This window comes from Runella zeae DSM 19591 (genome assembly GCF_000423565.1).
In the GTDB taxonomy this organism is placed as follows: domain Bacteria; phylum Bacteroidota; class Bacteroidia; order Cytophagales; family Spirosomataceae; genus Runella; species Runella zeae.
Map to the genome: position 1 here is coordinate 378,467 of NZ_KE384037.1, position 25,291 is coordinate 403,757.

At 42.9% G+C, this 25,291-nt stretch carries 19 protein-coding genes; 11 read left to right on the forward strand and 8 right to left on the reverse strand.

Annotation, left to right across the window (positions count from 1 at the left end; all coding sequences use genetic code 11):
- Window positions 1-48 precede the first annotated feature (48 nt).
- From G563_RS0122425 to G563_RS0122445, 5 genes are all read right to left on the reverse strand, one after another.
- On the reverse strand, window positions 49-1,377 hold the full coding sequence (locus G563_RS0122425) for an endo-1,4-beta-xylanase (RefSeq protein WP_028667286.1): 1,329 nt from the start codon (window positions 1,375-1,377) through the stop codon (window positions 49-51).
- Between the two features lie 3 nt (window positions 1,378-1,380).
- Window positions 1,381-2,259 (reverse strand): LamG domain-containing protein, encoded by an 879-nt coding sequence (locus tag G563_RS0122430; RefSeq protein WP_028667287.1) that lies wholly within the window; start codon window positions 2,257-2,259, stop codon window positions 1,381-1,383.
- A 103-nt stretch (window positions 2,260-2,362) separates the two neighbouring features.
- Window positions 2,363-3,811: a RagB/SusD family nutrient uptake outer membrane protein gene (locus G563_RS0122435; RefSeq protein ID WP_028667288.1), complete on the reverse strand. Its 1,449-nt coding sequence runs from the start codon at window positions 3,809-3,811 to the stop codon at window positions 2,363-2,365.
- A 27-nt stretch (window positions 3,812-3,838) separates the two neighbouring features.
- Window positions 3,839-6,826 carry a SusC/RagA family TonB-linked outer membrane protein gene (locus tag G563_RS0122440; RefSeq protein WP_028667289.1) on the reverse strand — a complete coding sequence of 996 codons (2,988 nt, stop codon included), beginning with the start codon at window positions 6,824-6,826 and terminating at the stop codon, window positions 3,839-3,841.
- A 195-nt stretch (window positions 6,827-7,021) separates the two neighbouring features.
- Window positions 7,022-7,759 carry an IclR family transcriptional regulator gene (locus tag G563_RS0122445; protein ID WP_028667290.1) on the reverse strand — a complete coding sequence of 246 codons (738 nt, stop codon included), beginning with the start codon at window positions 7,757-7,759 and terminating at the stop codon, window positions 7,022-7,024.
- A gap of 771 nt (window positions 7,760-8,530) precedes the next feature.
- Between G563_RS0122445 and G563_RS0122450 the strand changes: the two genes are divergently transcribed.
- From G563_RS0122450 to G563_RS0122485, 8 genes are all read left to right on the forward strand, one after another.
- Complete coding sequence (locus G563_RS0122450) at window positions 8,531-9,880, forward strand: TolC family protein (protein WP_028667291.1); 1,350 nt, start codon at window positions 8,531-8,533, stop codon at window positions 9,878-9,880.
- Between the two features lie 39 nt (window positions 9,881-9,919).
- Window positions 9,920-11,008 (forward strand): efflux RND transporter periplasmic adaptor subunit, encoded by a 1,089-nt coding sequence (locus tag G563_RS0122455; protein ID WP_037327895.1) that lies wholly within the window; start codon window positions 9,920-9,922, stop codon window positions 11,006-11,008.
- Window positions 11,009-11,027: 19 nt separating this feature from the next.
- Entirely contained in the window at window positions 11,028-14,207 is a 3,180-nt protein-coding gene (locus tag G563_RS0122460; RefSeq protein ID WP_028667293.1) for an efflux RND transporter permease subunit, read from the forward strand.
- 296 nt (window positions 14,208-14,503) lie between these two features.
- Complete coding sequence (locus G563_RS0122465; protein ID WP_229598553.1) at window positions 14,504-15,094, forward strand: RNA polymerase sigma factor; 591 nt, start codon at window positions 14,504-14,506, stop codon at window positions 15,092-15,094.
- On the forward strand, window positions 15,091-15,540 hold the full coding sequence (locus G563_RS0122470) for an anti-sigma factor (protein WP_028667295.1): 450 nt from the start codon (window positions 15,091-15,093) through the stop codon (window positions 15,538-15,540). The genes G563_RS0122465 and G563_RS0122470 overlap by 4 nt, the downstream gene beginning before the upstream one ends.
- Before the next feature lie 62 nt (window positions 15,541-15,602).
- A complete protein-coding gene (locus G563_RS0122475) occupies window positions 15,603-16,016 on the forward strand; it encodes a hypothetical protein (protein WP_028667296.1) in 414 nt (137 codons plus the stop codon).
- A gap of 27 nt (window positions 16,017-16,043) precedes the next feature.
- On the forward strand, window positions 16,044-17,723 hold the full coding sequence (locus G563_RS37200) for a serine hydrolase (protein ID WP_051211135.1): 1,680 nt from the start codon (window positions 16,044-16,046) through the stop codon (window positions 17,721-17,723).
- A gap of 195 nt (window positions 17,724-17,918) precedes the next feature.
- Window positions 17,919-18,932: a PorP/SprF family type IX secretion system membrane protein gene (locus tag G563_RS0122485; RefSeq protein ID WP_445508773.1), complete on the forward strand. Its 1,014-nt coding sequence runs from the start codon at window positions 17,919-17,921 to the stop codon at window positions 18,930-18,932.
- 9 nt (window positions 18,933-18,941) lie between these two features.
- On the opposite strand, the gene G563_RS0122490 is transcribed toward G563_RS0122485, so the two are convergent.
- Together G563_RS0122490 and G563_RS0122495 are read right to left on the reverse strand one after the other, a co-directional pair.
- Complete coding sequence (locus G563_RS0122490; RefSeq protein WP_028667298.1) at window positions 18,942-19,568, reverse strand: ABC transporter ATP-binding protein; 627 nt, start codon at window positions 19,566-19,568, stop codon at window positions 18,942-18,944.
- Between the two features lie 155 nt (window positions 19,569-19,723).
- Window positions 19,724-20,881: a DUF8457 domain-containing protein gene (locus G563_RS0122495; protein WP_028667299.1), complete on the reverse strand. Its 1,158-nt coding sequence runs from the start codon at window positions 20,879-20,881 to the stop codon at window positions 19,724-19,726.
- Between the two features lie 124 nt (window positions 20,882-21,005).
- On the opposite strand from G563_RS0122495, the gene G563_RS0122500 reads away from it, so the two are divergent.
- The 3 genes from G563_RS0122500 (at window position 21,006) to G563_RS0122510 (ending at window position 24,489) form a co-directional block, all read left to right on the forward strand.
- The gene (locus G563_RS0122500; RefSeq protein ID WP_028667300.1) at window positions 21,006-21,593 is read left to right on the forward strand and encodes a thymidine kinase; all 588 of its coding nucleotides are present in this window, start codon (window positions 21,006-21,008) and stop codon (window positions 21,591-21,593) included.
- A 43-nt stretch (window positions 21,594-21,636) separates the two neighbouring features.
- On the forward strand, window positions 21,637-22,866 hold the full coding sequence (locus tag G563_RS0122505; RefSeq protein ID WP_084650944.1) for a carboxypeptidase-like regulatory domain-containing protein: 1,230 nt from the start codon (window positions 21,637-21,639) through the stop codon (window positions 22,864-22,866).
- Window positions 22,867-22,941: 75 nt separating this feature from the next.
- A complete protein-coding gene (locus G563_RS0122510) occupies window positions 22,942-24,489 on the forward strand; it encodes a M20/M25/M40 family metallo-hydrolase (RefSeq protein WP_028667302.1) in 1,548 nt (515 codons plus the stop codon).
- Window positions 24,490-24,562: 73 nt separating this feature from the next.
- Here G563_RS0122510 and G563_RS0122515 read toward each other — a convergent pair whose 3' ends face one another.
- Window positions 24,563-25,078, reverse strand: coding sequence for a GtrA family protein (locus G563_RS0122515; protein WP_037327900.1), 516 nt, complete (start codon window positions 25,076-25,078; stop codon window positions 24,563-24,565).
- Window positions 25,079-25,291: the final 213 nt, after the last annotated feature.

Below are 25,291 nucleotides of genomic sequence, written 5' to 3' on the forward strand. Positions count from 1 at the left end.
TTTCTTTTTTCTTTTAGGAGCAACAGTTTTGTTTTGTAAACAAGCAGATTACAGCCCCGTTATATTCAATTCTTTAGGTTGATTTTTCCCAATCACAAAACGCTTCTCTACCATCTTGCCATTGACCGTAATCTTAGCTACATATTCCCCATAAAACCCTCTAAACGAATAACTTTCGCCCGTAACATTTGCTTTTAGTTGGGTCTTCCATTCCTGATTAATCAAAGAATTGAGTGCTTGGTAAGAAGGTTTTGGTTGAAGAGCTTCATCCAAAAACCCTCCCCTCCACTTGTCTTCACCTGCCACCGCAGTACCATCGGCCACATTCCACCAAATAATCGCCTCTACCGCCGCGTGACTAAACCACAAGCGATAAAAATTACGGGTCATTTTGGCTTGGTTTTCCAGTCCTTCCTTAGTATTGGGCAAAGTAGGAATTGTAATCTCCGACACGTGTAAAGGCAAATTGAACTGACCATACAAATCAAGCGCCTTAAACAAGTCTTCAGGACGCATAGCCTTGCCCGCTGCTACATCATAATGCAGAGGCTCACTAAAAAAATGAAACTGCAAACCAATCCCACCGATACGCGCCCCTTTGTGTTTTAGGTTCTCTATCAGCAACTTATAAGGGGTATAATCTCGGTGGTAATTTTGCCACGACAGCGTAGTCACTTCATTGATAAACAAGCGTGTAGAAGCAGGATAATACTTTTGAGCGGCCTTGAATGCTTTCAAAGCATAGTCGGGGGGCATCGGTACATTGGGATGGTCGGCGAGCACTTCATTTACCACATCCCACGTTTTCACCTGCGAACCATAGCGCTCGGCCAATGTCTTGATGCGCGCATCGATAAAAGGCTGAATCTTAGAAGTATCTTTGGTAAGCCATGTGGGTACAGCGTGGGCGGTATTATCCCACACGAGAGTATGTCCTTTGGGGGTAATGCCATTTTTTTGACAAAAATCAAGCACCAAATCTGGCGGTGGGCGACGATAAATAAAGGGACTATTGGCCGCAAAGCGCGGTTTTCCTTGCTCTGGCTCCAAATCTTTCCAATAAAAAGGCACACAAGCCGTATTAAACAATGACTTAAACACCTCTTCATAACGCTGATTTTCGGCATCAGTTTTGAAGCCTTTCAGCATAAAAATATTGGAACCAAACTGAAACTCATGTTTTACTTGTTGGATTTCTACTTGAGCATTTCCCTTGAGATTAGGAAAAAGAAGAGTAAAATCTCCTTTACGATTTTTTTCGATACCCTCGGCGATGCGTTTTTCGACCGCAGCATTGTTCCACAAAGAATCATAGCGGCTAGTTTGGGCAAAAGTGTGGATATAGCCCAAAAGCAATAGTAAAATCAGTTTTTTCATTTTCTAGTTTTTAGATAATTTTTTGATTTCCTCGGTACTTAAGGAGCGGTCAAAAACGGCTAATCCTCCTATTTGTCCTTTGAAAAAATTTCCCATACCTGCTTTGAGCAACACCGCACCGACCGTAAAATCGGAACCGTTGTTGCCCATACCTTCAGGAAAATAATAAGGGTTTTTGGAGTGAATAATGCCTTCTGGATATCCCTCAAAGCCTTTGGTGTGGTCGATAAGCTCAGGGGCGCGTTCTTTAAATTCGCCATTAAAAAACGACCGAATGTAAGTCCCGTCGTAGGTAAAGGCCACACAGCTCCACTCATTGGCGGGAACCGTCTGAGAACTCGCCGAATAATCAATAGAATAAGGAAAAGGAGGAGTGGGTTTGCCGTTCCATGAAATATGTCCACAAACTTGATTTCGACCATTGTAATAAGGCAATGAAACAAATAAACCATACTGACGCTTGCCACCGTCTTGGTATTCGTTCCACATTCCACCCACAAAACCCGTTTGTTCGCCCGTCCATTTGACCCACGCCATCACTGTTACGCCTTGTGATTTTCCATAAATATTGAGATTTCCAGTTTCGGTATTGGGTAGAGACAGAAAGGCTTTATTGCCAAACAGAGCCGAATAGCCCGACAGTGGTCCCTCATTGACACGAGGCAACGTACCATTTTGTTCTTTGAGCGGAAAATCTCCCTTTCCTTGCGCTTTTCGAGCTTGGCCTTCTTCTTCTTTGAAATCCCAAAGCGCAATCAGGTTAGGAGTTTTAAGAATCTTGGCGACGTACCTCATTTGCTTATTTTTAGATTGTCCACAGACTATAGTTATTCCCCCAATGAGAATAAAGAAAGCACACAGAATAATGGCGTTTTTGTTCATTTTGTAAGAAACAGATTGGAGTTGATTTGAAAAATAATAACAAATATCTAGTGATTAGGCTATTAGTTTTGATTTCCAAATCAACTCATCCACAATCCTTGAATCAATACCCCGGGTTTTGGTCTTTACTGGGGTCGAGGGCAGTGTTAAAGTTTAATTCACCTACAGGTATAGGCCAAAACAAATGCTTATCTGCTACATCTTTGCCCGTAGCTGCTTTGATGATTTGTTTCAGTTTGGCTGTACCTAGGCGTTTCAAATCAAGCCAACGTTTGGCTTCGTATTGGGTTTCATATCCTCTTTCTTTTAATACCAAATCATTGAAGGTCTCAGCAGTATAATCAGCCAATTTGAAATCGACCGTTGAAGGAGCCGTTGCAGGTTTGCCATAAGCCCGGCGATGCACCTGATTGAGTGCTTCTAAGGCTGCCGCAGTAGGGCCATTGCTAGCGCGACAAGCAGCTTCGGCATACATCAAAAGCACATCAGAGTAGCGATAAATGGGGAAATCGTTGCCAGCAGCGGTACCTGTGGGAGCAAGTGCGTCGGAGAATTTCTTACACAACATACTATTACTGCCTAAGCCAATATTCCAATTGATCCAGTTGTAACTTTTTCGCAAATCATTGTTATCCCAATTCTTATATACTGGATTGGTTTGGGAATCGGTATAGTGAGCAAAAAATCCGCCAGCGCCGTGTAGCCGCGTGCCAGGATGATGCGCAAACATCGCCAAATACATCCCTTGGTTGTTTTGACGGGTCATTTTCAAATAAAAAATCTCTTCAGGACTCGTCACTACAGTAGGGCCAAAGACCTTATCAAAATCAGCCGCAACGGTGACAGGAACGAGCGAAAACTGCCCCGATTTAATGATTTCATCGGCTTTGTCGCGGGCTTCGGCATATTGATTTCTTGTGAAATATACTTCTGCCAAAGCAGCTTTGGCCGCCCATTTGGTAGCTCGGCCCACTTGAGCGGGCTTGTCGGGGAGGTTGGTTTCGGCTTCTTTTAAATCGGCAATGATTAAAGTATATACTTCATCCACAGTTCCGCGCTTCACGTTTGGCTCGTTGAGAGTGGCTTCGGTACGAATGGGTACGCCGCCCCAATTTCGTACCAACCATAAATAGTTGTAAGCCCTTAAAAACTTAGCTTCGGCTACGTATTTGGCTACATCAGCTTGGCTGATATTTTTGCCTTTGGGGGCATTTTGAATCACCAAATTGGCATTGCGAATACTCAAATAAAACAGTCGCCATCCATCATCGGTGCGCGGAATGTTGGTACTATTCAAGCCTTGAAAATCACTCAATACCTGATAGCTTCCCCGGCCATAGCTATAGTCGGTATACGCTTCTACCTGTGCACCAAGCTGTCCGCTGATGCCATTGGTAGCTCTCAATTCTTGATAGGCCGCATTGACAGCGGTTTCTACCTCAGCGGCTGTATTATAAAATGTTTCGACGGCCACCGCTTTGGGTTCTTCTTTTAAGACATCCTCGCAGGACATCAAAAAGAGGGTCGCTAATAGAAAGAATATTTTTTTCATTTTTTTCAATGATTAAGTCTTACATGATTAAAACCCGACTCTTACCCCAAAGGTGACGGCTTTGGAAGTAGGATAACTATAATGGTCGATACCCTGACCGATAGAATTGGCACCTCCTTGTGAGTTAGTTTCGGGATCCCACCAAGAGTATTTTGTAAAGGTCAATAGATTCTGCCCACTGACATACACTTGAGCCGTGCGCATCCAGTTGACACGCCATTGTTGGAGAGGTAGGCTATAAGCCAATTGGATATTGCGCAACCGTAAATAAGAGCCATCTTCCACGAGTCTATCCGAATAGTTGTAGCTATTGGAGCGCGAAATCACGGGGTATTTGGCATTTGGATTGGTAGGTGACCAGTGATTATAAAGTACTTCGCGTGGCATATTTAGCCCAAAACCATAGTCGAGGGTATTGTTGATAGAACTCACATTGAGCAAATCGTTGCCTTGGGTTCCTTGCAAAAACAAGGTGAGTTCGAGGCCTTTATAGCTCATAGTCGAATTGAGACCGTAGATAAAATCAGGATTGGGATTGCCGATGATAGTTTTGTCCAATTGGTTGATGATGCCATCACCGTTGAGATCTTTATACTTTTCTTTGCCTAAGTCAGTATAGCCGTCTTTCAAATAGCCAAAAAATACACTCATAGGTTGGCCTTCTCTCAGAAGGTTGGCGTTGTCGTTGATGAGGGTTACCCCTACAGTTCCACCCAAAATATCGGCACCGTTATAGAGTTTGATGACTTTATTGCGGTTGAAAGAAATATTCCCTCCCAAATCCCATTTAAAAGCTTTGTCGATAACTCGCGCATCTAAGGCGATTTCCAACCCTTTGTTTTGGATTTGGCCTACGTTTTGAATCGTACTCGTAAATCCAAATCCAATCGGCAACTGCACGGTGTTAAGCAAATCGCGGGTGTTTTTGATGTAATAATCGACCGAGAGACGATAGCGGTTGTTTTGGAAAGCGGCATCTATCCCAAAATCGGCTTGTTCGGTTGTTTCCCATTTAAGATTTCCGGGAAGACGAGTACCGGGAGCAAAAGTGTTGTAGAGAGCATCATCAAACACCGTTTTTCCAGCCGATAAGTTATTGAGAGTAGCATAAGGGCTAATCGCCTGACTTCCTGTTTGTCCCCAACTTGCGCGTACTTTCAAGTCAGAGATAAAGGGTACATTTTTCAAAAACTCCTCCTCTGACACCCGCCATGCCAAAGCTGCGGATGGAAAATACCCCCATTTGTTGCCTTCGCTATAGCGCGACGACCCATCGGCGCGAAAGCTGACGGTGGCTAAGTATTTGTTGTTATAACTATAGTTTACTCTTCCCAAATACGAAAGTAAAGTAGCAAAAGAATAAGAAGTAGATGGAATACCGGGGGTATTGGCAGAACCCAAATTGGCGGTTTCGGTGACATTACTCAAAAAACCAACTCCCGAAGCTCCCAGTGAAGTATTTAAGAAATCTTGATACGTAAAACCTGCCACCGCCGAAAGACTATGCTTGCCTACGCTTTTGTTGTAGCTGATGGTGTTTTCGCTCAATAAGCTTCGACCTTGGGCAGTAGACACACTCGCCGAGCCTTGAGAGTTGATAAAATTGGTGGTGGTGTAGGCGTCGGTGCGGTCGTCGCTATTTTCGATACCTCCTGAAATTTTGATAGCCAACCCTTCAAAAGGCTTAAAAGTCATGGCTACGTTGGCCAATACACGATTGGCTCGTACTTCGTCGGTTTGCTCATTGACGTAGTTGAGAGGATTGGTAATCACGTTGGAAATAAACGGATAAGAAGTTGCCAATACCCGATAGCTGCCGTCGTCGTTGTAAGGAGTGAGCGTAGGCGGAGCCGATATGGCAGCCGAAATCATGGAGCCACCACGGTTGCCGCCGCCGTTGTTTTGACGGCTTGTATTGATGTTTGTCAAAGTAGCGCCGTACGAGAGATTAAACTTCTTACTTACATCGGTGGTGACATTAGCGCGCAATGAGTAGCGATTGTAATCACTGCCGATGATGATTCCTTGCTGTCCGAAAATACTTCCACCAATCGAATAACGTGTTTTTTCATTGCCTCCACTCACAGTCAGGTTATGAGTTTGCATAGGAGCCTTTCTGAAAATCAGATTTTGCCAGTCGTAGCCTTCTCCAAACCCGTCAATCTGTGCTTGCGTAAAATAAGGAGCCACGCCGTCGTTGGTAGCTTGCATATTATAAAAAGTAGCATACTCTTTGGCATTCATCAAATCGAGCTTTTTGCGGAGGGTCTGAATACTGTAGCTTCCTTCATAATCGACCTGTGTTTTGCCGGCTTTGCCTTGTTTGGTCGTAATCAAAACCACACCGTTGGCGCCACGTGAACCATAAATAGCCGTAGCCGAGGCATCTTTCAGGATTTCAATGGATTCTATGTCAGAGTTGTTGAGGATAGTAGGGTTGCTTCCCGAAGTCGGAAACCCATCTACTACATACAGTGGCTCATTGCTACCTTGGACCGAATTTGTCCCTCTAATCCTTACACTTACGTTGCCACCGGGAGCACCTGTGTTTTGAGTGACTTGTACCCCTGGCGCTCGTCCCGATAGCGCTTGAAGCACATTGGTAGCAGGAAATGCGTTGATTTCTTTGGACTTTACAGAAGCCAACGACCCTGTCAAATCACTCTTCTTGACGGTACCATATCCTACTACTACTACTTCATTGAGCTGGCGATTGTCAAGCTCAAGCGATACATCTACTACGCTTTGATTACCTACGATGATTTCTTTGGGGCTGTACCCCACAAAAGAGAATACCAAAACGGCATTGGCAGGGGCGTTTAATTTATAACTCCCGTTGGCGTCGGTGGTGGTACCTGTGCTAGTACCTTTCACCAAAATACTTACTCCAGGCAGTGGGGCATTGTCATTGACTCCCACAACCCGCCCTGAAATCGAGCGGTCTTGGGCCAGCAGCGGAGTGGCACTCAAAAAGAGGCAAACTCCCATAAGCCAAGTATAAATGTTGAGTTTCATTGGGTGTTGGTTTGGAATAATTTTTATATTATAAAATTTAATTTTATTTTATTACAATATTGATAACAAATCATAAACTGACCAAATTTTTTAGAGATTTTTTTTCATTTTTCTTAGATTAAAAAAAATAAAAAACTCTTCATAAAGCTTACTGCCTATGAAGAGTCGATGAGGGATACTAAACCAAAAGAAGGATTATTTCAGCCGCTGTGTGATGCGTTTGGCCGTGGCTTTAAGTTGAAAAACAAGCCCCGATTTATCGGCTATCATGTAGCGGTATTCGGGCAAATAAATACTGAGACTTGCCACCGCTTTGTCGTTTTTGAGAACAGGCACCGCCAAGCCAACTACTTGCCGTCCATATAATACTTGAAGAGCACATTCTTCTTTTCGAAACTGCATCAGTAAGTTTTTGAGAGTTTCGAGCGAATCTACTTCTTTCCAACTTTCGGAAGTAGGAAGGCCGTACTTATACACAAAGCGCTCAATTTCAGTCTCTGAGAGCATCGCTAGCAGCATACGGCCTGAGGCAGCATCATACACATGTTTTTCGAGTGGAGTTCGTACCTGAAGGTCTTGCTCGGCGTGAGTTCGGTGAATGACCATGCGCTTGTCACCATTTAAAATCGCCAACAAACAATTTTCGTTGATTTGAGCCGTAAGTTTTTCCATTTCTTCTTTGGCTGCCTCTACCAAATCTTTACGATAGGCGTCGTTGTTGGTAAGAGCGTAAGATTGGGAACCCAAAATATACCCTTTTTTGGTACCTACTTGTTCTAAATACTTACGCGCTACGAGCGTTTTCATGATGTTGGCGCAGGTACCGTGATTTAACCCCAAAGTATCGGCAATTTCGCCTAAAGAAGTAGGTTTTTCGGGATTTTCAGCCACTATTTCTAAAATATCAAGGGCTCGATTGATTACTTGTATCATCAATAAAAATATATTTTATAATGTAAAATTATATTCTTAAAATTTTTATTCCAAAAATCAAGGTATAATCCTAGCAAACTTTATCAAAAAGCAAGCCACTGCGCTTGTCAATCCGGCTCGTGTGATTCTCCAAAAAGGCCTTATAGGTGGATTAAATTGAGATTAAAAGCCGTTTTTTGTAGGCAAGTAATCAAATCAGCCGTGAACCCTTTTTTAAAAAATTTGTTTTTCTTCTAAAGCCAATCCTGTCCTTGGTGACTAGAAAAACTTTTTTTATATCCCATCATCACCTGTAAACACCCATACCAACTCGCAGCGGTTTTGACCTAACCTAGAGACACATTTATAATTATGGAACCCCAACCATAGTTTTTTGTAGAAGACCTGCGATTGTGTATTTCTGTGCATACTTTACTAATAAGAAGTAGCATAAGAAGCGGGAGTAAGGTTTAAATCATAAAAACCATGCTTGCTCTGATTAGCGCAAAGTCATTTCTGGAAAAAGTTAGAAGAGTCCCCTGCATTCTATTGTTAGATTTAGGTGCATACGTCGATTTTTTATCAAACGACACGTGATTGGGTTGCTATTTATAAGTAATTGTGCAAAATAGAATTTCCACGTTTTTACTTTTTTGACTCTCCGCTAAATAAGGCTAACTGTTTTATTTAGCTACTGATTATCAACACAATTAACTGTGCTTTGGCACTGAGTTAAGAGATAATTCAGCTTATTATTTGTGCGCATTTTTTCATAATCAAACATCATCCTTCATGAATTATTGGCCTACAGAAGACAAAAGGAGGACTATCGCTTTGCTAGTTGCCTTTCTTCTGCCTTTTTTAGCATTTTCCCAAACTACCCCCACGCCCGCTGAAAATGGGACTTTAGAAAATGCTTCTTTAGATGATATTGTAAAGTATGCCCTCAAAAATCAACCGTCGATTCAGCAATCACTGATAGATGAGCGCATTACCGAAAATACCATCAAGAATAAATTAGCGGATTGGTATCCCCAAATCAACTTCAATTATAATTTTCAGCACAATTTTATCGTGCAAACGAGCATAATCGGGGGCAATCCCGTCAAGCTAGGTGTCAACAACCTATCTTCTACGCAGTTTACGGTATCGCAAGCGCTCTTTAATAGAGACGTATTGCTGGCTAACCGCACGAAAAACGACGTCAGGCTACAAGCAAGCCAAATCACTACCAACAATAAAACCGATTTGGCGGTGAGTGTTTCCAAAGCATTTTATGATGTATTGGCTACTATGCAGCAAATCAGCGTAACCCGCGAAGATATCGTACGGCTAGAACGAAGCCTAAAAGATGCTCAAAATCAGTACAAAGCAGGTATCGTAGATAAGATAGATTTTAAAAGAGCCACTATCGCCCTCAACAATACCAAAGCTGCCAAAAAAAGCAATGAAGAAATCCTGACCGCCAAACTTGAGTATTTGAAGTCATTGATGGGCTACCCCAAAGAACAAGCTTTGAAGCTTCAATACGATAGTCTCCAAATGGAACGAGAGATTTTTTTGGATACTTTACAAAATGCGGAATACGGCTCTCGGATTGAATATCAGTTGCTTAACACGCAAAAAAAACTATTGGACTACAACTTGCAGTACCAAAAATGGAGCTATTTGCCCACAGTGTCGGCCAATGGTGCCTATAATCTCAACTTCCAAAACAATCGTTTTGTAGATCTTTACGGTAAAAACTTCCCCAACTCTTTTATGGCCCTGACGCTGTCGTTGCCGATTTATCAAGGCGGCAAGCGCAAGACAAATATCAATACAGCTGAATGGCAAATCAAAAGAGTGGATTTAGATATTCAACGACTAAAGATGAATATCGACGCCGAATATGCCAATGCTTTGAGCGCTTATAAAGCCAACCTCATAGAGTTGCTGGCTCAAAAAGACAATATGGATTTGGCCAAAGAAGTGTATGATATTATCCAATTACAATACAAATCGGGCATCAAAACCTACCTAGAGGTAATCACCTCCGAGGCGGATTTGAGGCTTGCTCGCATCAACTACTACAGTTCTCTTTATCAGGTGCTTGCTAGCAAAGTTGATGTACAAAAAGCCCTTGGCCAAATCAATTTTTAACACGACAGAAATTCCTCATACAAGATGTTTTCAAATTCCATGAAATATTTTACAGTATCCGTTTTGATAGTGACTTTGCTGATTTCTTGCGGCAAAAAAGAAGAACAAAAAACGGCCCAAGCACCACCTGCTGTCGCGGTATCATTAGAAGAAGCTACCTCTACCGATGCCCTGTATCATGACGAATACCCTGCTACCATCACTCCCCTGAATCAGGTGGAGCTTCGACCACAGGTGACGGGCTTCATTACGGGTATTCACTTCAAAGACGGCGCTCATGTAAGCAAGGGGCAGTTGCTCTATTCGGTGGATGCACAACTGTATTCGGCCAATTATGAACAAGCAATCGCCAATCTTAAAGTGCAGGAGGCTAATTTGCAGAAAGCCCAAAAAGATGCGGATCGCTATCATGAACTCGACAAAAACGACGCCGTAGCCAAGCAACTTGTAGATAATGCGGACGCTGCCCTCGAAGTTGCCAAAAAACAAGTAGAAGCCTCCAAAGCCAACGTATCGGCAGTACAAACCAATGTGAGATATACCAAAGTATATGCCCCTTTTAGTGGAATCATCGGTATATCGCTCGTGAAAGTAGGAGCAGCCGTATCGGCAGGACAAACCGTATTGAATACCATTTCGTCGGACAATGAGCTGGCGGTGGACTTCAACGTGGATCAAAAAGAGATTTATCGCTTTACTAATTTGTTAAAATCCAACAAACCTGCCGACTCTACCTTTACCTTGGCTTTTGGCGCAGATGTGTACCCTTATCCGGGTAAAATCCAACTCATCGACCGCGCCGTCGATACCCAAACGGGGTCGATCAAAACGCGCTTGATTTTCCCGAATCGTGACAATCTTCTGCGGGCTGGTATGACCGGAACCGTCAGAGTTTTGAATCGCGCGGCAAAAGCAGTAGTGATTCCTTACAAGGCTGTGACGGAGCAATTGGGCGAGTTTTTTGTGTATGTAGCAGGCGATAGCAGCAAAGTAAGTCAGCGACGAGTAGCTTTAGGAAAATCGTTGGGCAATAAAGTAATCGTCAAAGAAGGCTTAAAAGAAGGCGAAAAGATTGCCGTAGAAGGCGTGCAGAATCTCCGGGAAGGAGCAGTAATTAAAACAAATTAACCACGGAAATTCCTCAAAGATGATTGCAGATATTTTTATAAAAAGACCAATCACCGCCATTGTTTCGTCGATTGTGATTGTGTTGGTTGGGCTTATTGCTTTATCCACGCTACCCATTGCCCAATACCCCGATGTAACCCCTCCTACGGTGACTATTTCGGGAAACTTCATAGGGGCCGATGCCCAAACCGTAGAACAAACCACTACGACGGCCATCGAAACCCAAGTGAATGGCGTACCCGGTATGAGCTACATGTCAAGCAATAGTACAAGTAGCGGCCAAAGTGGTATCAACGTAGTGTTTGAAGTAGGAACTGACGTCAACATCGCCGCTTTGGATGTTCAAAACCGAGTCAGTGTGGCAGAGCCTTCCTTGCCCGATGCGGTCAAAAGATTAGGGCTTACGGTTCGGAAAAGACAGCCCAGTATCATGATGGTTTTGGCGTTGTATTCTCCCAATGGTACCCACGATGCTCAGTTTATTGGAAATTATGCCAATATTTATCTAAAAGATGCCCTTCAGCGGGTCAAAGGTGTAGGAGATATTATTTCGCGAGCCGATGATTTTGGGATGCGTATTTGGCTCAATCCCGAAAAACTTGCAAGTCTACGCATGACTCCTGCGGACGTATCGGCGGCATTGTCCGAACAAAACCTCCAGATTGCGGCAGGTACCATAGGTGGAAATCCCCAGCCCAATACCCAGAGTTTTGAGTATAGCGTACTGACCAATAGCCGATTAAATACCAAAGAGGAGTTTGAGGATATTATAGTCCGGTCTTCGCCTGCTCAAGGTAGTATCGTGTATCTGCGCGACGTAGCTCGGGTCGAGCTAGGAAAGTTTGATTATGGTTCCAATGCTTTTGTGGGAGGTAAACCTGCGGCTTTTGTGTTGATTTATCAAGCTCCCGGAGCCAATGCCCTAGAAACATACGATGGCGTAATGAAAACTTTAGAGGAAATGAGAAAAACCTTCCCTAAAGACATTGATTTTGTGTTACCCACCGAAACCGCCACGGTGGTACGGGTCTCAATCAACGAAGTGTTGCAAACATTTGCCGAAGCCATGATTTTGGTGGTCATCGTGGTGTTTTTGTTTTTGCAAAACTGGCGTGCAACTTTGATTCCTATTTTGGCGATTCCTGTTTCGCTGATTGGTACGTTTATTTTCTTTATTCCTTTTGGGTTTACCATCAATACCCTCACCCTCTTCGCGTTTGTATTGGCGATTGGGATTGTAGTGGATGATGCCATCGTGGTTGTGGAGGCAGTTCAACACAACATCGACCATGAAAAACTTTCGCCCAAAGAAGCCACCACCAAAGCCATGAAAGAGATTTCGGGACCCGTGATTGCGATTGCTTTGATTTTGGCGGCGGTGTTTGTACCAGTGAGTTTTGTGCCAGGTATCGTAGGGCGTTTGTATCAGCAATTTGCGATCACCATTGCGGTATCCGTTTTGTTGTCGGCCTTTGTAGCGCTTTCGCTTACGCCGGCACTTTGTGCTACCATGCTCAGACCTTCTAAAGGGGCCAATGAGAAGAAAAATTTCTTAGAAAAATTCTTTGATAGCTTCAACAATTGGTTTGAAAAACTCTCGCATTCTTATACCCGTGGCGTAGCTAAGTGGATCAAAGCCACTCCTTACGTAATGGTGATGATGGTCTGCTTGTTTGTGGGATTGTTTTTCTTATTTAAAAACAAACCTACGGGCTTTGTACCGGTAGAAGATGAAGGGCGCCTTTTTGTTACGTACGAAATGCAAGAAGCTACTTCTACTACTCGCAACATCGCTATGCTAAAAGAAATTATGAAACGCGTAGAGGCCATTCCCGAAGTGAGAGTGGCAGGCGGGCTAGCCGGACTAAATGTCCTTAGTTTTTCTAACAAATCAAACGTGGGGACTTTGTTTATCAATCTCCACCCTTGGGCTAAACGTAAGGGTGCCGAGCACCATGTTCAGAGTGTTATTAAAGAAATACAAAAGCGAACCGCCGATATCAAAGAAGCGCGTGTATTGGCGATTGCACCACCGGCTATTCCGGGGCTTGGAGCTACCTCTGGTTTTACGTTTCAGTTACAACAAACCACGAGTACCGACAATATCCAGCAATTTGAAAAAGTAGCGCGTAATTTCTTGGCCGAGCTTACAAAACGCCCCGAAATCGGTACCGCTTTTACCTTTTTCAATACCCGTACGCCTAGTTATAAAATAGACGTTGACCGCGAAAAAACCAAAAAATTGGGGGTACAAGTATCAGATGTATTTAGTTCGCTGTCGGCCATGTTGGGTAGTAACTATGTCAATGATTTCAATCTTTATGGTCGAAACTTCCGGGTAGTAGTGCAAGCCGATAGTAGTTTTCGGTCGTCTTTGGATAAAATCGAGAAATTTTATGTGCGCAATCGCGAAGGAAACATGATTCCGTTGAGTGCGCTTATTACCACCAAAGTCATCGAAAACCCAGCGTTGATTTCTCATTACAATATTTACCGCTCCGTCGAAATCAACGGAACCCCTAAGCCGGGTTTCAGTAGTGGGCAGGCGATTACGGCACTTAGAGAAGTGGCCAATGCGACTTTGCCAGCGGGCTACGGCTATGAGTTTTCGGGCATGAGTAGCGAAGAAATCAAGGCGGGTGATAGTACTCTTATGATTTTTGCTATTTCGATTGTGTTTGTATTCTTGTTTTTGGCGGCTTTGTACGAAAGCTGGTCGATTCCGTTCTCGGTTCTTTTTGCGGTTCCGATTGGTGCCTTTGGTTCTATTTTGACCCTTACCTTTTTACCCAATCTTTCCAACAACATCTACGCCCAAATCGGGCTTATTACGTTGATTGGACTTGCGGCCAAAAACGCCATTTTGATTGTGGAATTTGCCAAAGAGCGGGTCGATGCCGGTATGGAGCTTGTCAAGGCCACGCTCGAAGCGGTACAGCTTCGTTTACGACCTATCATCATGACTTCGCTGGCGTTTATTCTGGGGGTATTGCCTTTGGCCTTTGCCAGTGGAGCCGCCGCTGAGTCTCGCAAGACCATCGGTTGGACGGTATTTGGAGGAATGCTAGCCGCTACTTCTTTGGCCATTTTTGTGGTTCCGGTTCTTTTTGTATTGATTGAAAAAATCAGCATGGGCAAGAAAAAGCGCCAGCAAAACGAGCAAAATTCTCAAAACACCACACCGCTTTCTTCTCACTAAGATTTTATTTTTCTAATAATAATAATGCCCCGAGAGTCAGTCGTATTCTCAGGGCATTTTTTATTTTACGTAATTGTGTAAGATTAAAAAGTCAGGGCTAAAGCCCCTAGTTTCAGTCTTATTCTCTATGTTCCCTCAGCCTAAAGGCGTGGGGTTAGAAGAGTTTAACTCCACGTAGTGACGCTTGAATGGATTCTAATATCCAATTTATTTTTATTTGATTTTGACCAATATTTATGCAACATTTTCATCTTCAACGACTCTCATTGCCTATCGAATAGAACATCAATCACATTGTGGAAGACAAAGAACTGGTTTACAAGGTTTTAAAAGGCGATAAAAACGCGTTTACGACCGTCATCAAAAAGACGGAAGGGCTTGTGGCTCAGATTGTTTTCAAACTGGTTGATAGCCCCGAAGAACGAAAAGACATGGCCCAAGAAATCTATTTAAAGGTGTATAAATCTTTGCCCGAATTTAGATTTCAGTCTAAGCTCAGTACTTGGATTGGGCAAATTGCGTACAATACTTGCTACCATTCCTTAAAACACAAAAGGCCAATGCAGTCGCTTTCTGTCGAGTTAGGAAATGATTCGGACGACGATTGGCCGCAGAGAAATATCGACAAACTCCTCAGTGATTCTACCAACGAAACAGAAACTCTTATTTTTAAAACGGAGCTTTCTCAGATGATTCAGATTGCTTTATCTCAGCTTTCACCTATTTATCAAACGCTCATTACATTGTATCATTATGAGGAGTTGAGTTATGAGGAAATAGCACAAATCACGCAACTGCCCATCGGTACGGTAAAAAACTATTTGTTTAGAGCAAGAAAAGCCCTGAAAGATAACTTATTGACACATTATACCAAGGACGACCTATGAAAGCACCCCATCTTTCGGACGAAGAAATTCAGACGTATGCCTTGCGTTTGGACGAGGTATCGGAAGAAATCCATGCCCACGTTCAAGATTGCGAATTATGCCGACACAAGGTACAGGCATATCAGCTTGTATTTACAGCAATCGAAAAGCCTGTAGCACCCGTGTTTGATTTTGATTTGGCGGCAGCGGTCATTCAGCAACTGCCTCCTTCTGAGATAGTTGCCTATGACTCACGCTTTACCTCTTACAGTATCGGTGGAGGCGTATTGCTGGGGATTGGGATGCTTTTTTTCTATTTTTTCAACTATCCTATTTACTTATTTGAAGGACTTTCGAGCATTACTTTGAGCATTTTGTTGGCCGCTACAGTCAGTATTTCACTGTTTTTGGGGTACGACCTCTACGCCAAGTACCAAAAACAACTAAAAGTGCTAAATCTTTCTTGAGCATTGCAACATTTCAAAGCTTAAGTGCTCTTATCAGTCAAAACACATTTACTATTACAATCATGAAAAAACTTATTTTAATTTTAACAATCGTGGGCTTTGCCTCTACAGCCCACGCCCAAGACAGTCTTATGAGTCAGCACACTTTTAATATTTGTGCCTCGATTCTGGTGTTGGGATTAGTGATGCTTTTTATCCTGACCGTCATGAAAAGACTGTTGGAACACCGCATCAAAAACCGTATTGTTGAAAAAGGGGTGCCAGAAAGCATTGCGATGTCAATTCTGGAAGTTAGTCCCAAAGAAGACCGCAACGTCAATCTCAAATGGGCCTTGATTTTGGCAGGTCTCGGAATTGCTTTATTTTTTATTCATCATAGCCAGCCGTTAGGCATTCATTCTTTATCCATTTTGGCTTTTTGCCTATCTGCCAGCTTCTTAGGCTACTTCTTTATCAGCAAATCTTCCAATAAATAACTATTTTTCTCCCAGTTTAGTACAGTCATGAAAACGTATCAGGATTATACCCCCAATGGGGGCAGGGATTTTATTGCCCCAGCAACCCACATTGCTTTTTCAAAATTAGCCTTCGGGCTTGTATTGATTTTCTTTACAAAAGTGGGGCTTGCCCAATCCACTACCTCCCAAAAACTCGAACAACTGATAACCGCCTACCACGAATTGGGCTTGTTTAATGGTTCGGTTTTGGTGGTTCAAAAAAGCCAAATACTTTTCAACAAATCATATGGGTATCGTGATTTTAAGGCCCAAACCCTAGCTACCGAAAATACCAAATACTTAGCCTATTCCATCACAAAATCCGTTACAGCCACGCTTATTTTAAAACTTGTTGAAGACCATAAACTTTCACTTCAAGACAAGCTTTCTACGTTTTACCCTTCGTTACCTTTTGCCGACAGTATCACCATCGAGCATCTGCTAACGCACACATCAGGCATATATGCCTACAACAACGACTACAGTATGCCCGTCGAAAGCGAACAGGCGATGATTAATTTTTTGAAGCAATCGAAGCTTAATTTTAAACCTGGAACCTCTTGGAGGTACTGTAACACAGGTTATTATTTGCTGGGATTTATCATCCAAAAAGTAACTGGAATGTCCTATGAAAAAGTGGTCAAAAATTATATTTTCACCCCGTTGAGCATGTCGGAAAGCGGTTTTGATTACAAAAATCTAACAGATTCTCTGAAAAGCAAAGGTTATAAATCTACATTCAAAACCTACGTCAAAGAAGCTCCCCTTTACGACAATAAGGAGCTTTTTTCGGCAGGAGGAATGTACACAACACTTCGCGATTTATACAAATTTCACCAAGGAATGCAGTCTTATAAAATCATAAGCCAAAGCACCACCGAGAAAGCATACACCCCTTACAAAAACAACTACGGACATGGGTGGTTCATCGAAACTATGGCGGGTCGTAAGTTAGTTAGCCACAGCGGCGGCGCTTCGGGATTTCGGAGTTACTTGATTCGTGACCCTGAAAATGACCTTTGCATTGTTTTGTTGTGCAATAGCGAGGAGATTGATATTGTAGCTATCAAGAAGAAAATACTGGCCATTTTGTTCAACGAACCTTATTGGCTCCCCAAACAAATAAACCTGTCAGAGAAGCAACTAGCGAATTTGGAGGGTGCTTTTCAATATGGTTCAGAAATGACTTTTTATATTCAGGCTGGCAATGGTAGACTGCACATTATGCCTTCGCGTCAACCGTCGGCAATTTTACTTCCACAAACCGACAGCACATTTTACATTGACAAGATTGACGGAAAAGTTGAATTTAAGAAAAACAAATTAGGCGAAATTGACACCTTAGTTTTGGAACAGAAAGGCAAAAAATACATCCTGCCCAAAGCAAGTTTTCAGTGGGGAATAGTGGGAAGCGCCACCCCCAATGGCTGGGCAGGCGCGGATATAGTACTGAAAGCTGATATCACACAAAAAGGACGCTGGATAGTACGCAATATTTTATTGAAAAACGGAGAAATCAAATTCAGAGTCAATAACGACTGGACTCTCAGTTATGGAGGAACTGACGACCAAAATAAGTTAGAAAAAGGAGGCCAAAATATTCGAGTGGTGGCGGGTAGCTATGATGTCATATTAGATTTAATCAATGTCGATAAGCCCACTTATCGCCTCGAAATCCGTCAGTGAGTTAGTTAAAATAACCGCAAGACAATATCCCTAATTCAAAAAACATATACTCAAAAACAGGCTTCTTTGCGGTTTTTTACTCCCCCAAATAACATTTAATTGAAAAAACCGTTAAATTCTCGGAGATTAAATGATTAATTTGGCAAAATGTTTGCGGTAGCGTTTGGTATCATGACGAGAAGACTATTTCTAACCTTGCTTTTAGGACTTTCTTGCTGGCTTGTGAGAGCCCAAGACCCTCAGTTTTCGCAGTTTTATGCGAATCCCCTTTATCTCAATCCGGCCTTTGCAGGAGGAGATTTGGCTCCCCGTATCATGATGAATTATCGTAATCAATGGCCTGGACTTGCTGCCAACTACGTCACCACTTCCTTTGGGGTTGATCATTATTTTTCAAACGTCAATAGTGGTGTAGGGCTTTTGTTTGTCAATGACACCCAAGGCACCGGAAGCCTAAGAACCTCCGAAATCTCCGCCCAGTATGCATATCAACTCAAGCTTAGCGAAACCACGGCTCTCCGCTTAGGTCTGCAAGGGACTTATGCCAATCGCCGCGCCGACTTACGCGAGCTTACTTTTGGCGACCAATACAGTAATCGCGGCTTTACAGGAACCCCCACCGCTGACCCTGTAGCGGCCAATGGTACCCCTTCGATAGGCTACATGAGTTTTGCGTCGGGGCTTTTACTTTATTCTGACAAATATTGGGTAGGTGTAGCAGCCCACCACATCAATCGTCCGCAACAAGGGTTTTTTCAAGTAGCTGACGGAACTCGCTTGCCTCTCAAAGGAAGTATTCATGCAGGGCTTCGGATTCCGTTTGCTGGGTTTACGGGACTAGGCGACGAATGGGACCGTGAAAAAACGATTTCACCCGCTATTTTGTATAAGTTTCAGGGGAAGTACGATCAGCTTGATTTAGGGGTGTATATTACTTACTCTCCTATTGTGTTGGGGTTGTGGTACCGAGGTCTACCTATCAAAAAATACGTTGATAATATTTCCAACCGCGAATCGCTCATTGCCCTGGTAGGGTATCGCCAAGACCGATTCTCATTTGGCTATAGCTATGACATCACCATTTCGTCGCTAGGGCTACCAAGTGGCGGCTCTCATGAGATTTCCCTAGCCTACACTTTTGAGTTTGAACCCTCGCCAAGGCATCGGGTGCGTCGTAAAGACAAACAACTTTCTTGTCCTAAGTTCTAGGATTTTTGACTACAAATATACTTGGTTTGTCACCACATCTTTAAGACGTTGGTCGTGGGTTACGACTACCAAGCTAGCACCGATTTGTTCGGATTGATTCTTCAATAGTTCAATCACTTTTTGGCAGTTGACGTCGTCTAAGCTAGAAGTAGGCTCATCCGCCAAAATCACCGAAGGATTGTTCATCAAAGCCCGCGCAATACTCACGCGCTGCTGCTCTCCTTGGCTAAGTTGATGCGTTTTTTTGGAAAGATGCTCCGCAAAGCCTAGCTGCTCAGCCAACTCTTTGACCTTATTTTTATCTTGAGATTTTTGGGCTAAATAATTGGGCAATAAAACATTGTCCATCACACTCAACGAACTCACAAAATGGGCACGTTGGTAAATAATCCCAATTTGGCTGGCTCGTATTGCCGCCACTTCCGAAGCCGAAAGAGGAGTAATATCTTTTTCATTGATCCAGACCTGCCCCTTTTCAGGACGCAACAAAAGCGCCATTAGATGCAGAAATGTGGTTTTACCCCTTCCCGATTGCCCCAAAATAAGCAAGGCTTCACGGTCTTCACAGCGAATATCAGGAAATGAAAATGTTTTCTGTGGTGAATAAGAGAAAGTCAGTTGATGGCACGCAATCATGGGGTAGGATTTCTATTTCTACATTTTTTATACAAAGAAACTTAGAAACAGATAAACTCCCAACCCCTGACTTCAATTTTAGGATATATTAAAAATTACCAAGTTTATGCCCATACTGTATCGTAGGAAAAATATAGGTAAACTTGGTAAGTTTTTTAGTGACCAAAACGACGTTTTACAATCTCTAGCAGCTCCCCTACGGTATCGCCTGTCATATCCCAGAGATATTGAGAGGCAAATTTATAGCTAATCAAACTCCGAGCAGTTGCAAAATCAGGGGCTTGCTCTAGCTCCGCAATGGCACTTTCGTAAGCACTATTGCTTCCACTAAAGAGCTGGTGAATAAACATAAACTTTTGGTGTAATGGAATATTCTGTGAAATACTCGCAATAGGTTGTTTTTGGTAAGAATCAGACACCGTTGATTGCTCAGTACGTAGACGGTCGTTGAGAGATTCTTTGAGTCCATTGCCTGCCGAGTCATTGATTGTGGGGCGAGATACAGTAGGTAGCGGAACAGTTGGCTTGAATGACTCTACCGGCTTAGGCATTTCTATGGGTTTTGTTACCATTGATTCCTCCATTTTCACAGGCTGTACCACTGGTGTTTCTTCTACCAAAGTATCAAAGAAAGATTTGGCAGCGGGTGTTTCTATCACTGGTGCGGGAGGCTCAGGTCGGGCTACTTTTTTCAAAAGAGAAGTTACGTCCAAAGGCACCTTTTCCGAAAAGGCTCCCACCCATTGCTCTATCGAATCAAGCTCAGAAGCTCGCTGTGCTATCACCTGCTCCGACCATTCTATTGCCTGATTGACGTAGATAAATGCCCTATCTGAAAGGGAATCGGCCAAAGCTTGAGGCACTATTTTATTGAATCTCACATACTTCCGTAGCTGCTGTATAGTTTCGGCAGTGACCGTAAAATTGGTCTGGTTTCTGAAGATTTCGTTAAAGTAGCTATTGGGGTCGATAAGGAGCACCAAAGTGTCTTTGGTCGCCTCTCCCAAAATAGGCTCCAGATATTCACGTTTGACGGAGATATTACGCGAAACCACATTCATAAACTGTTTGAGAGCCTCTCTTACTTCCGCATTTTCAAAATCAAAAAATGGGCTCTTAAATGCCTCCGCATCGGCCTTCCACTTATCATATAAACTACTGATGACAAACAAGTTTATCTGTGGAATTGCCGTCAAATTCAGAATATGTTGACCTGACGCACTTGAGTTGTGGAGAAAAAAATCGTCGCACACTTTTCGCGCAAAACGCTGACTATAGTCATTAAGTACCGAAACATTAAACTTGTGAAGCATCCTAAAAATTGTTTGTTTTGTAAAAGTAGTTTGCAGGATTCAGTTATCTATGATTCATTATTCGAAAAATTTTTAGACTCTATTTTACAGTTCCCTCTGTCTCCATTTTTGTTGTTTTATTAACATGTTTATCGAGCCCAATCACAACTCCAAAAACACACACCCTCGCATCGGTTGGGTAGAAGTAGTCTGCGGTTCAATGTTTTCTGGCAAAACCGAAGAGCTTATTCGTCGTCTCAACCGCGCCAAAATCGCCCGTCAGAAAGTAGAAATCTTTAAGCCTGCCATTGATAAACGTTACCATGAGGAGGACATTGTTTCGCACAACGAAAATTCAATTCGCTCTACGCCTATTCACACCTCCGACGAAATTTTACTTTTTGCGGGTGACTGCGACGTGGTAGGTATCGACGAAGCTCAATTTTTAGACCAAGGCCTCGTAGATGTCTGCAACAAACTTGCTAACAATGGAAAACGAGTCATCGTAGCAGGTTTGGATATGGATTTTGCCGGCAAACCTTTCGGTCCTATCCCCTTACTTATGTCTATTGCTGAGTATGTCACCAAAGTCCACGCCGTGTGTGTCGTATGTGGAGAAGTGGCGCAATATTCGTACCGAAAAGTAACTTCTCAAGATAAAATTCTTTTGGGCGAAACAGATTCTTACGAAGCTCGCTGCCGAAGATGCTACAATCTGGGAGATTTGGCTTGATTGTTGTGGGCAGCATAAACGTAGGAAAAATTCTCTCTGTTTTATGCGCGGTTTGATCATTACGTGTTGCTGCTTACTTCTAGCATTTTGTGTTCGTGCCCAAGGCGGCTATTTGCTATTGTCGGGAAAAATCATCGACAAAGTCACCCAAAAACCCATTGCCCATGCCTATATCGGGATGATGAGCAAAGGAACGGGTACACTCACCAACGACGACGGCCAGTTTTTTTATCGTTTCCCTCGCATAGCGGTCGATTCAGCCCTAGTAGTGGCCGTCATTGGCTATCAACCTTTTCAGCAGAAAGCATCGTCTTTTCAACCCAATCAAAAAGACGTAGTCATTGAGCTTACTCCCGCTACCCCTCGCGTGCTTGATAGTAGTTATATCAAAACCTTTGAAGCCCGAAACCTGGTGGCCGAAGCGCTTGGAAAAATCAAGAAAAACAATCCTCAAGTGCCTTATTTACTGAGTGGTTTTTATCGCGAAACCCTCCAACAAGACGGCGAATACATCGAAATTAGAGAAGCTGTATTGCATAGTGAAAAAGATCCTCGCCCCAAAACTTTGATTCCCGAAAAAGTAAAGGCAATCAGAGGCCGCACTTTCACGAGTACAAACCGCTCCAAGGCTCTTGAAGGTTATGCCTTTCCCAACGGAGCGAGTATTGTCACTCATTCTATTGATGTAGGCACACCCGAATACCTCGACGGTAAAAATCTCTATGATTACGCCTATCAAATCGACGATACCATCACGCATTATTTGGGAAAAGAAGTCTATCGCATTTTGTTCAAACCAGCTAGTACAGGCCTCAAAGCTGCCCGCAATGGTGTCATTTGTATCAGCGCTGCTGACTCCGCTATTGTACGTATCGAATACGACTTTACGAGCGAGGGCGTCAAGGATGTTTTGAAAACAGGAGCTAACGACAAACTCTTTGGCAAAACCAAACGCGAACCCAAGCGACTTTATACTTGTATCAATTACAAACCTTTCAATGGTAAATGGTTTTTGCAAGATTATCGAATGCTTTTGGATACTCAATTTGAACAAAAAAATGCCCAAGTACTCGGCACTATTAAACTGCAATTTGCTACTACCGAAATCCAAAAAAGCAACGGCAACCGTATCCCCGAAACTGATATATTGGTAGATACCGAAAATTTTTCCCAGCAAAGCATTCCCAAATACGACGAAGTTATTTGGGGAAACTTCAACTTTATCATCCCTTCCGACGCCATGCGTCAGATTGTAAATAGCTTGATAAAATAAGTCTGTTGTGTTTTGAAACCTTAAAAAAGTTAGCCAACTTGTCGGACTTGTATCATCCATTCACTTCTGACACAAATGAAAACTCGGCCTTTACTTTGGTTAGCTACTTTGGGTTTATTTTGCATTTACGGGCTCTCAGCGCAGGGTCAATCTAAAATTGACTTAGAGACTGTTCTCCAAAAACACGTAAAAAACTACTACGGAGACTTATACGAATTTATGAGCTTGCCTAGCAATGCTCACATCAAAGAGCAAATTCAACCTAATTTGGATTGGTTGAAAAAAGCTTTTGAAAAACAAGGCTTCCGCACCGAAGCATTGCCCACGGCGGGGCATCCTGTTTTTTTTGCTGAAAAAGTACCTGCTGTTTCTCCCAAAGGCAAGCTCAAAACGTTGTTGTTTTATATGCACTTTGATGGGCAGCCGGTGGAGCCTGAAAAATGGCAGCAAGCTTCGCCCTATCAGCCTGTCTTGAAAAAACGCACCGCCGACGGCAAATGGGAAGCGCTAGACTGGAATCTTCTTCAAAAAAACTATGACCCCGAATGGCGGATTTTTGCCCGTGCTGTTTCTGACGATAAAGGACCGATTTTGATGCTCTTGGCGGCACTAGACATGATGCAAAAAGAAAAAATCAATTCTCCTTATCACATCAAAGTCATTTTGGACAGTGAAGAGGAAATTGGCGCGCCGCATTTGGCCGAAACCGTCAAAAAATACAAAGACAAGCTCGCTGCCGATTTTTTGATGGTCATGGACGGAGGACGACATCTTTCCAATGAACCAACCCTCACTTATGGCTGTCGCGGAATAGCCACGATTACCCTCACCACCTACGGCCCTAAAATATCTCAGCACAGTGGGCATTACGGGAATTATGCCCCCAATCCTGCTCTTAGAATGGCGCAGTTGCTTGCATCTATGAAAGATGAAGACGGACGGGTAACAATTCCGGGCTACTATGAAGGCATCAAAATCGACGAAAATGCGCGTAAAATCCTAGCCGCTGTACCCGACGACCCCGAGCTTATTCGCCAAAAACTAGTATTTACTCAGCCCGACAAAGTAGGAAGTAATTATCAAGAAGCGCTCCAATATCCTTCTTTAAACATTCGCGGATTGGTATCTGCCAATATCGGCGAAAAAGCCAATACCATTGTGCCAGACGAAGCTACCGCCGAAATCGACCTTCGCCTTGTGCCCGAGTCTTCTCCTGATTATTTGATTGGGTTAGTTAGAAAACATATTGAGTCAAAGGGATATGTAATTCTGGACCACAAACCAACCGATGCCGAAAGGCTAAAATTTCCTAAAATTGTGACCCTAACCGAAAATGAATCAAGGATGCTACCTTTCCGTACCGATTTTGGCATCTATCCCGACCGTTGGCTTACGGCGGCATTGGTCAGAACTTTTGGGAAAGAACCCATCAAAATCCGAATGACGGGAGGCTCCGTACCGATAGTGCCTTTTTTGCGTGAACTAAACTTGCCCGCTATTCATGTACCCATGGTCAATATAGACAATAACCAACACGCCGCCAATGAAAATTTAAGACTAGGAAACTACACGGAAGGTATCAAAACATGGATGGCTATTTTGACCCAAGAAGATGTAAAGTAGTATTTGTAACGAAGACATCCATCAAAAATAGCCCTCAAGAGGGCTATTTTTGATGGAATTAAACGTCTCAAAACTAATCTTTACCCAGATTCAAAGCCGCTTTGGCGCGGTCATAAAAGCCCGTACTTTTGAAAGTAAAGGTTTTGTGTAAAATAAAGTTGCTCACAAAACTTAGCCCCATTCCGACCAAAGTCGATGCTGCCTCCGTGACGTTTACTTCACGGTATTTGACTGGAATAAAATCTAAAGGAATATGATAAATTGTATCAATAGGATTGGTTGCATGGAGGATATTGAGCGTAAGTGCCGCAAACCCTACCGTGATTCCAAAAGAAATCGCGGCCACAATCCCAAATTTAACCATTTCACGACGGGTTTTGTTGGTATTGCGGGCATCGAACGCAAATAGCTTGGTTAATACAAATCCTACAAAAAAAGAGACAATATACCCCAACGATACCGACGCGTAAAAGTCAACGTAGTTACGAAAAAAGCTTCCTGATATAAATTGTACTGCTGCACCAGTGCCTGCTATCAGAAAATAAACAATGAGGTCTTTTAGATTAAAAAGGTTAGATTTCTTCTTCACAAGTATGTTATAAACTACATGAGGGGGCAAAATAAGTGCATTTTTGACAGTCACCCAAACGAACAACCTAGTTTTTATTTCTCGGTTAGAAGGAGTTAGAAACAAAAAACACCAACAATAGCTACATTCCGTCCTATAAAATCCCCTTTTCTATAGGATAAAAACTAAATTTTGGCTCTTAAAAAAAGAAAAAGAGCCTCATAGAGATTTTAT

What these genes read in the sequence shown, in the direction of transcription:
- G563_RS0122425 (WP_028667286.1), bottom strand. Translation starts at nt 1,377, where the DNA reads ATGAAAAAACTGATTTTACTATTGCTTTTGGGCTATATCCACACTTTT.
- G563_RS0122430 (WP_028667287.1), bottom strand. Translation starts at nt 2,259, where the DNA reads ATGAACAAAAACGCCATTATTCTGTGTGCTTTCTTTATTCTCATTGGG.
- G563_RS0122435 (WP_028667288.1), bottom strand. Translation starts at nt 3,811, where the DNA reads ATGAAAAAAATATTCTTTCTATTAGCGACCCTCTTTTTGATGTCCTGC.
- G563_RS0122440 (WP_028667289.1), bottom strand. Translation starts at nt 6,826, where the DNA reads ATGAAACTCAACATTTATACTTGGCTTATGGGAGTTTGCCTCTTTTTG.
- G563_RS0122445 (WP_028667290.1), bottom strand. Translation starts at nt 7,759, where the DNA reads ATGATACAAGTAATCAATCGAGCCCTTGATATTTTAGAAATAGTGGCT.
- G563_RS0122450 (WP_028667291.1), top strand. Translation starts at nt 8,531, where the DNA reads ATGAATTATTGGCCTACAGAAGACAAAAGGAGGACTATCGCTTTGCTA.
- G563_RS0122455 (WP_037327895.1), top strand. Translation starts at nt 9,920, where the DNA reads ATGAAATATTTTACAGTATCCGTTTTGATAGTGACTTTGCTGATTTCT.
- G563_RS0122460 (WP_028667293.1), top strand. Translation starts at nt 11,028, where the DNA reads ATGATTGCAGATATTTTTATAAAAAGACCAATCACCGCCATTGTTTCG.
- G563_RS0122470 (WP_028667295.1), top strand. Translation starts at nt 15,091, where the DNA reads ATGAAAGCACCCCATCTTTCGGACGAAGAAATTCAGACGTATGCCTTG.
- G563_RS0122475 (WP_028667296.1), top strand. Translation starts at nt 15,603, where the DNA reads ATGAAAAAACTTATTTTAATTTTAACAATCGTGGGCTTTGCCTCTACA.
- G563_RS37200 (WP_051211135.1), top strand. Translation starts at nt 16,044, where the DNA reads ATGAAAACGTATCAGGATTATACCCCCAATGGGGGCAGGGATTTTATT.
- G563_RS0122490 (WP_028667298.1), bottom strand. Translation starts at nt 19,568, where the DNA reads ATGATTGCGTGCCATCAACTGACTTTCTCTTATTCACCACAGAAAACA.
- G563_RS0122495 (WP_028667299.1), bottom strand. Translation starts at nt 20,881, where the DNA reads ATGCTTCACAAGTTTAATGTTTCGGTACTTAATGACTATAGTCAGCGT.
- G563_RS0122500 (WP_028667300.1), top strand. Translation starts at nt 21,006, where the DNA reads ATGTTTATCGAGCCCAATCACAACTCCAAAAACACACACCCTCGCATC.
- G563_RS0122505 (WP_084650944.1), top strand. Translation starts at nt 21,637, where the DNA reads ATGCGCGGTTTGATCATTACGTGTTGCTGCTTACTTCTAGCATTTTGT.
- G563_RS0122510 (WP_028667302.1), top strand. Translation starts at nt 22,942, where the DNA reads ATGAAAACTCGGCCTTTACTTTGGTTAGCTACTTTGGGTTTATTTTGC.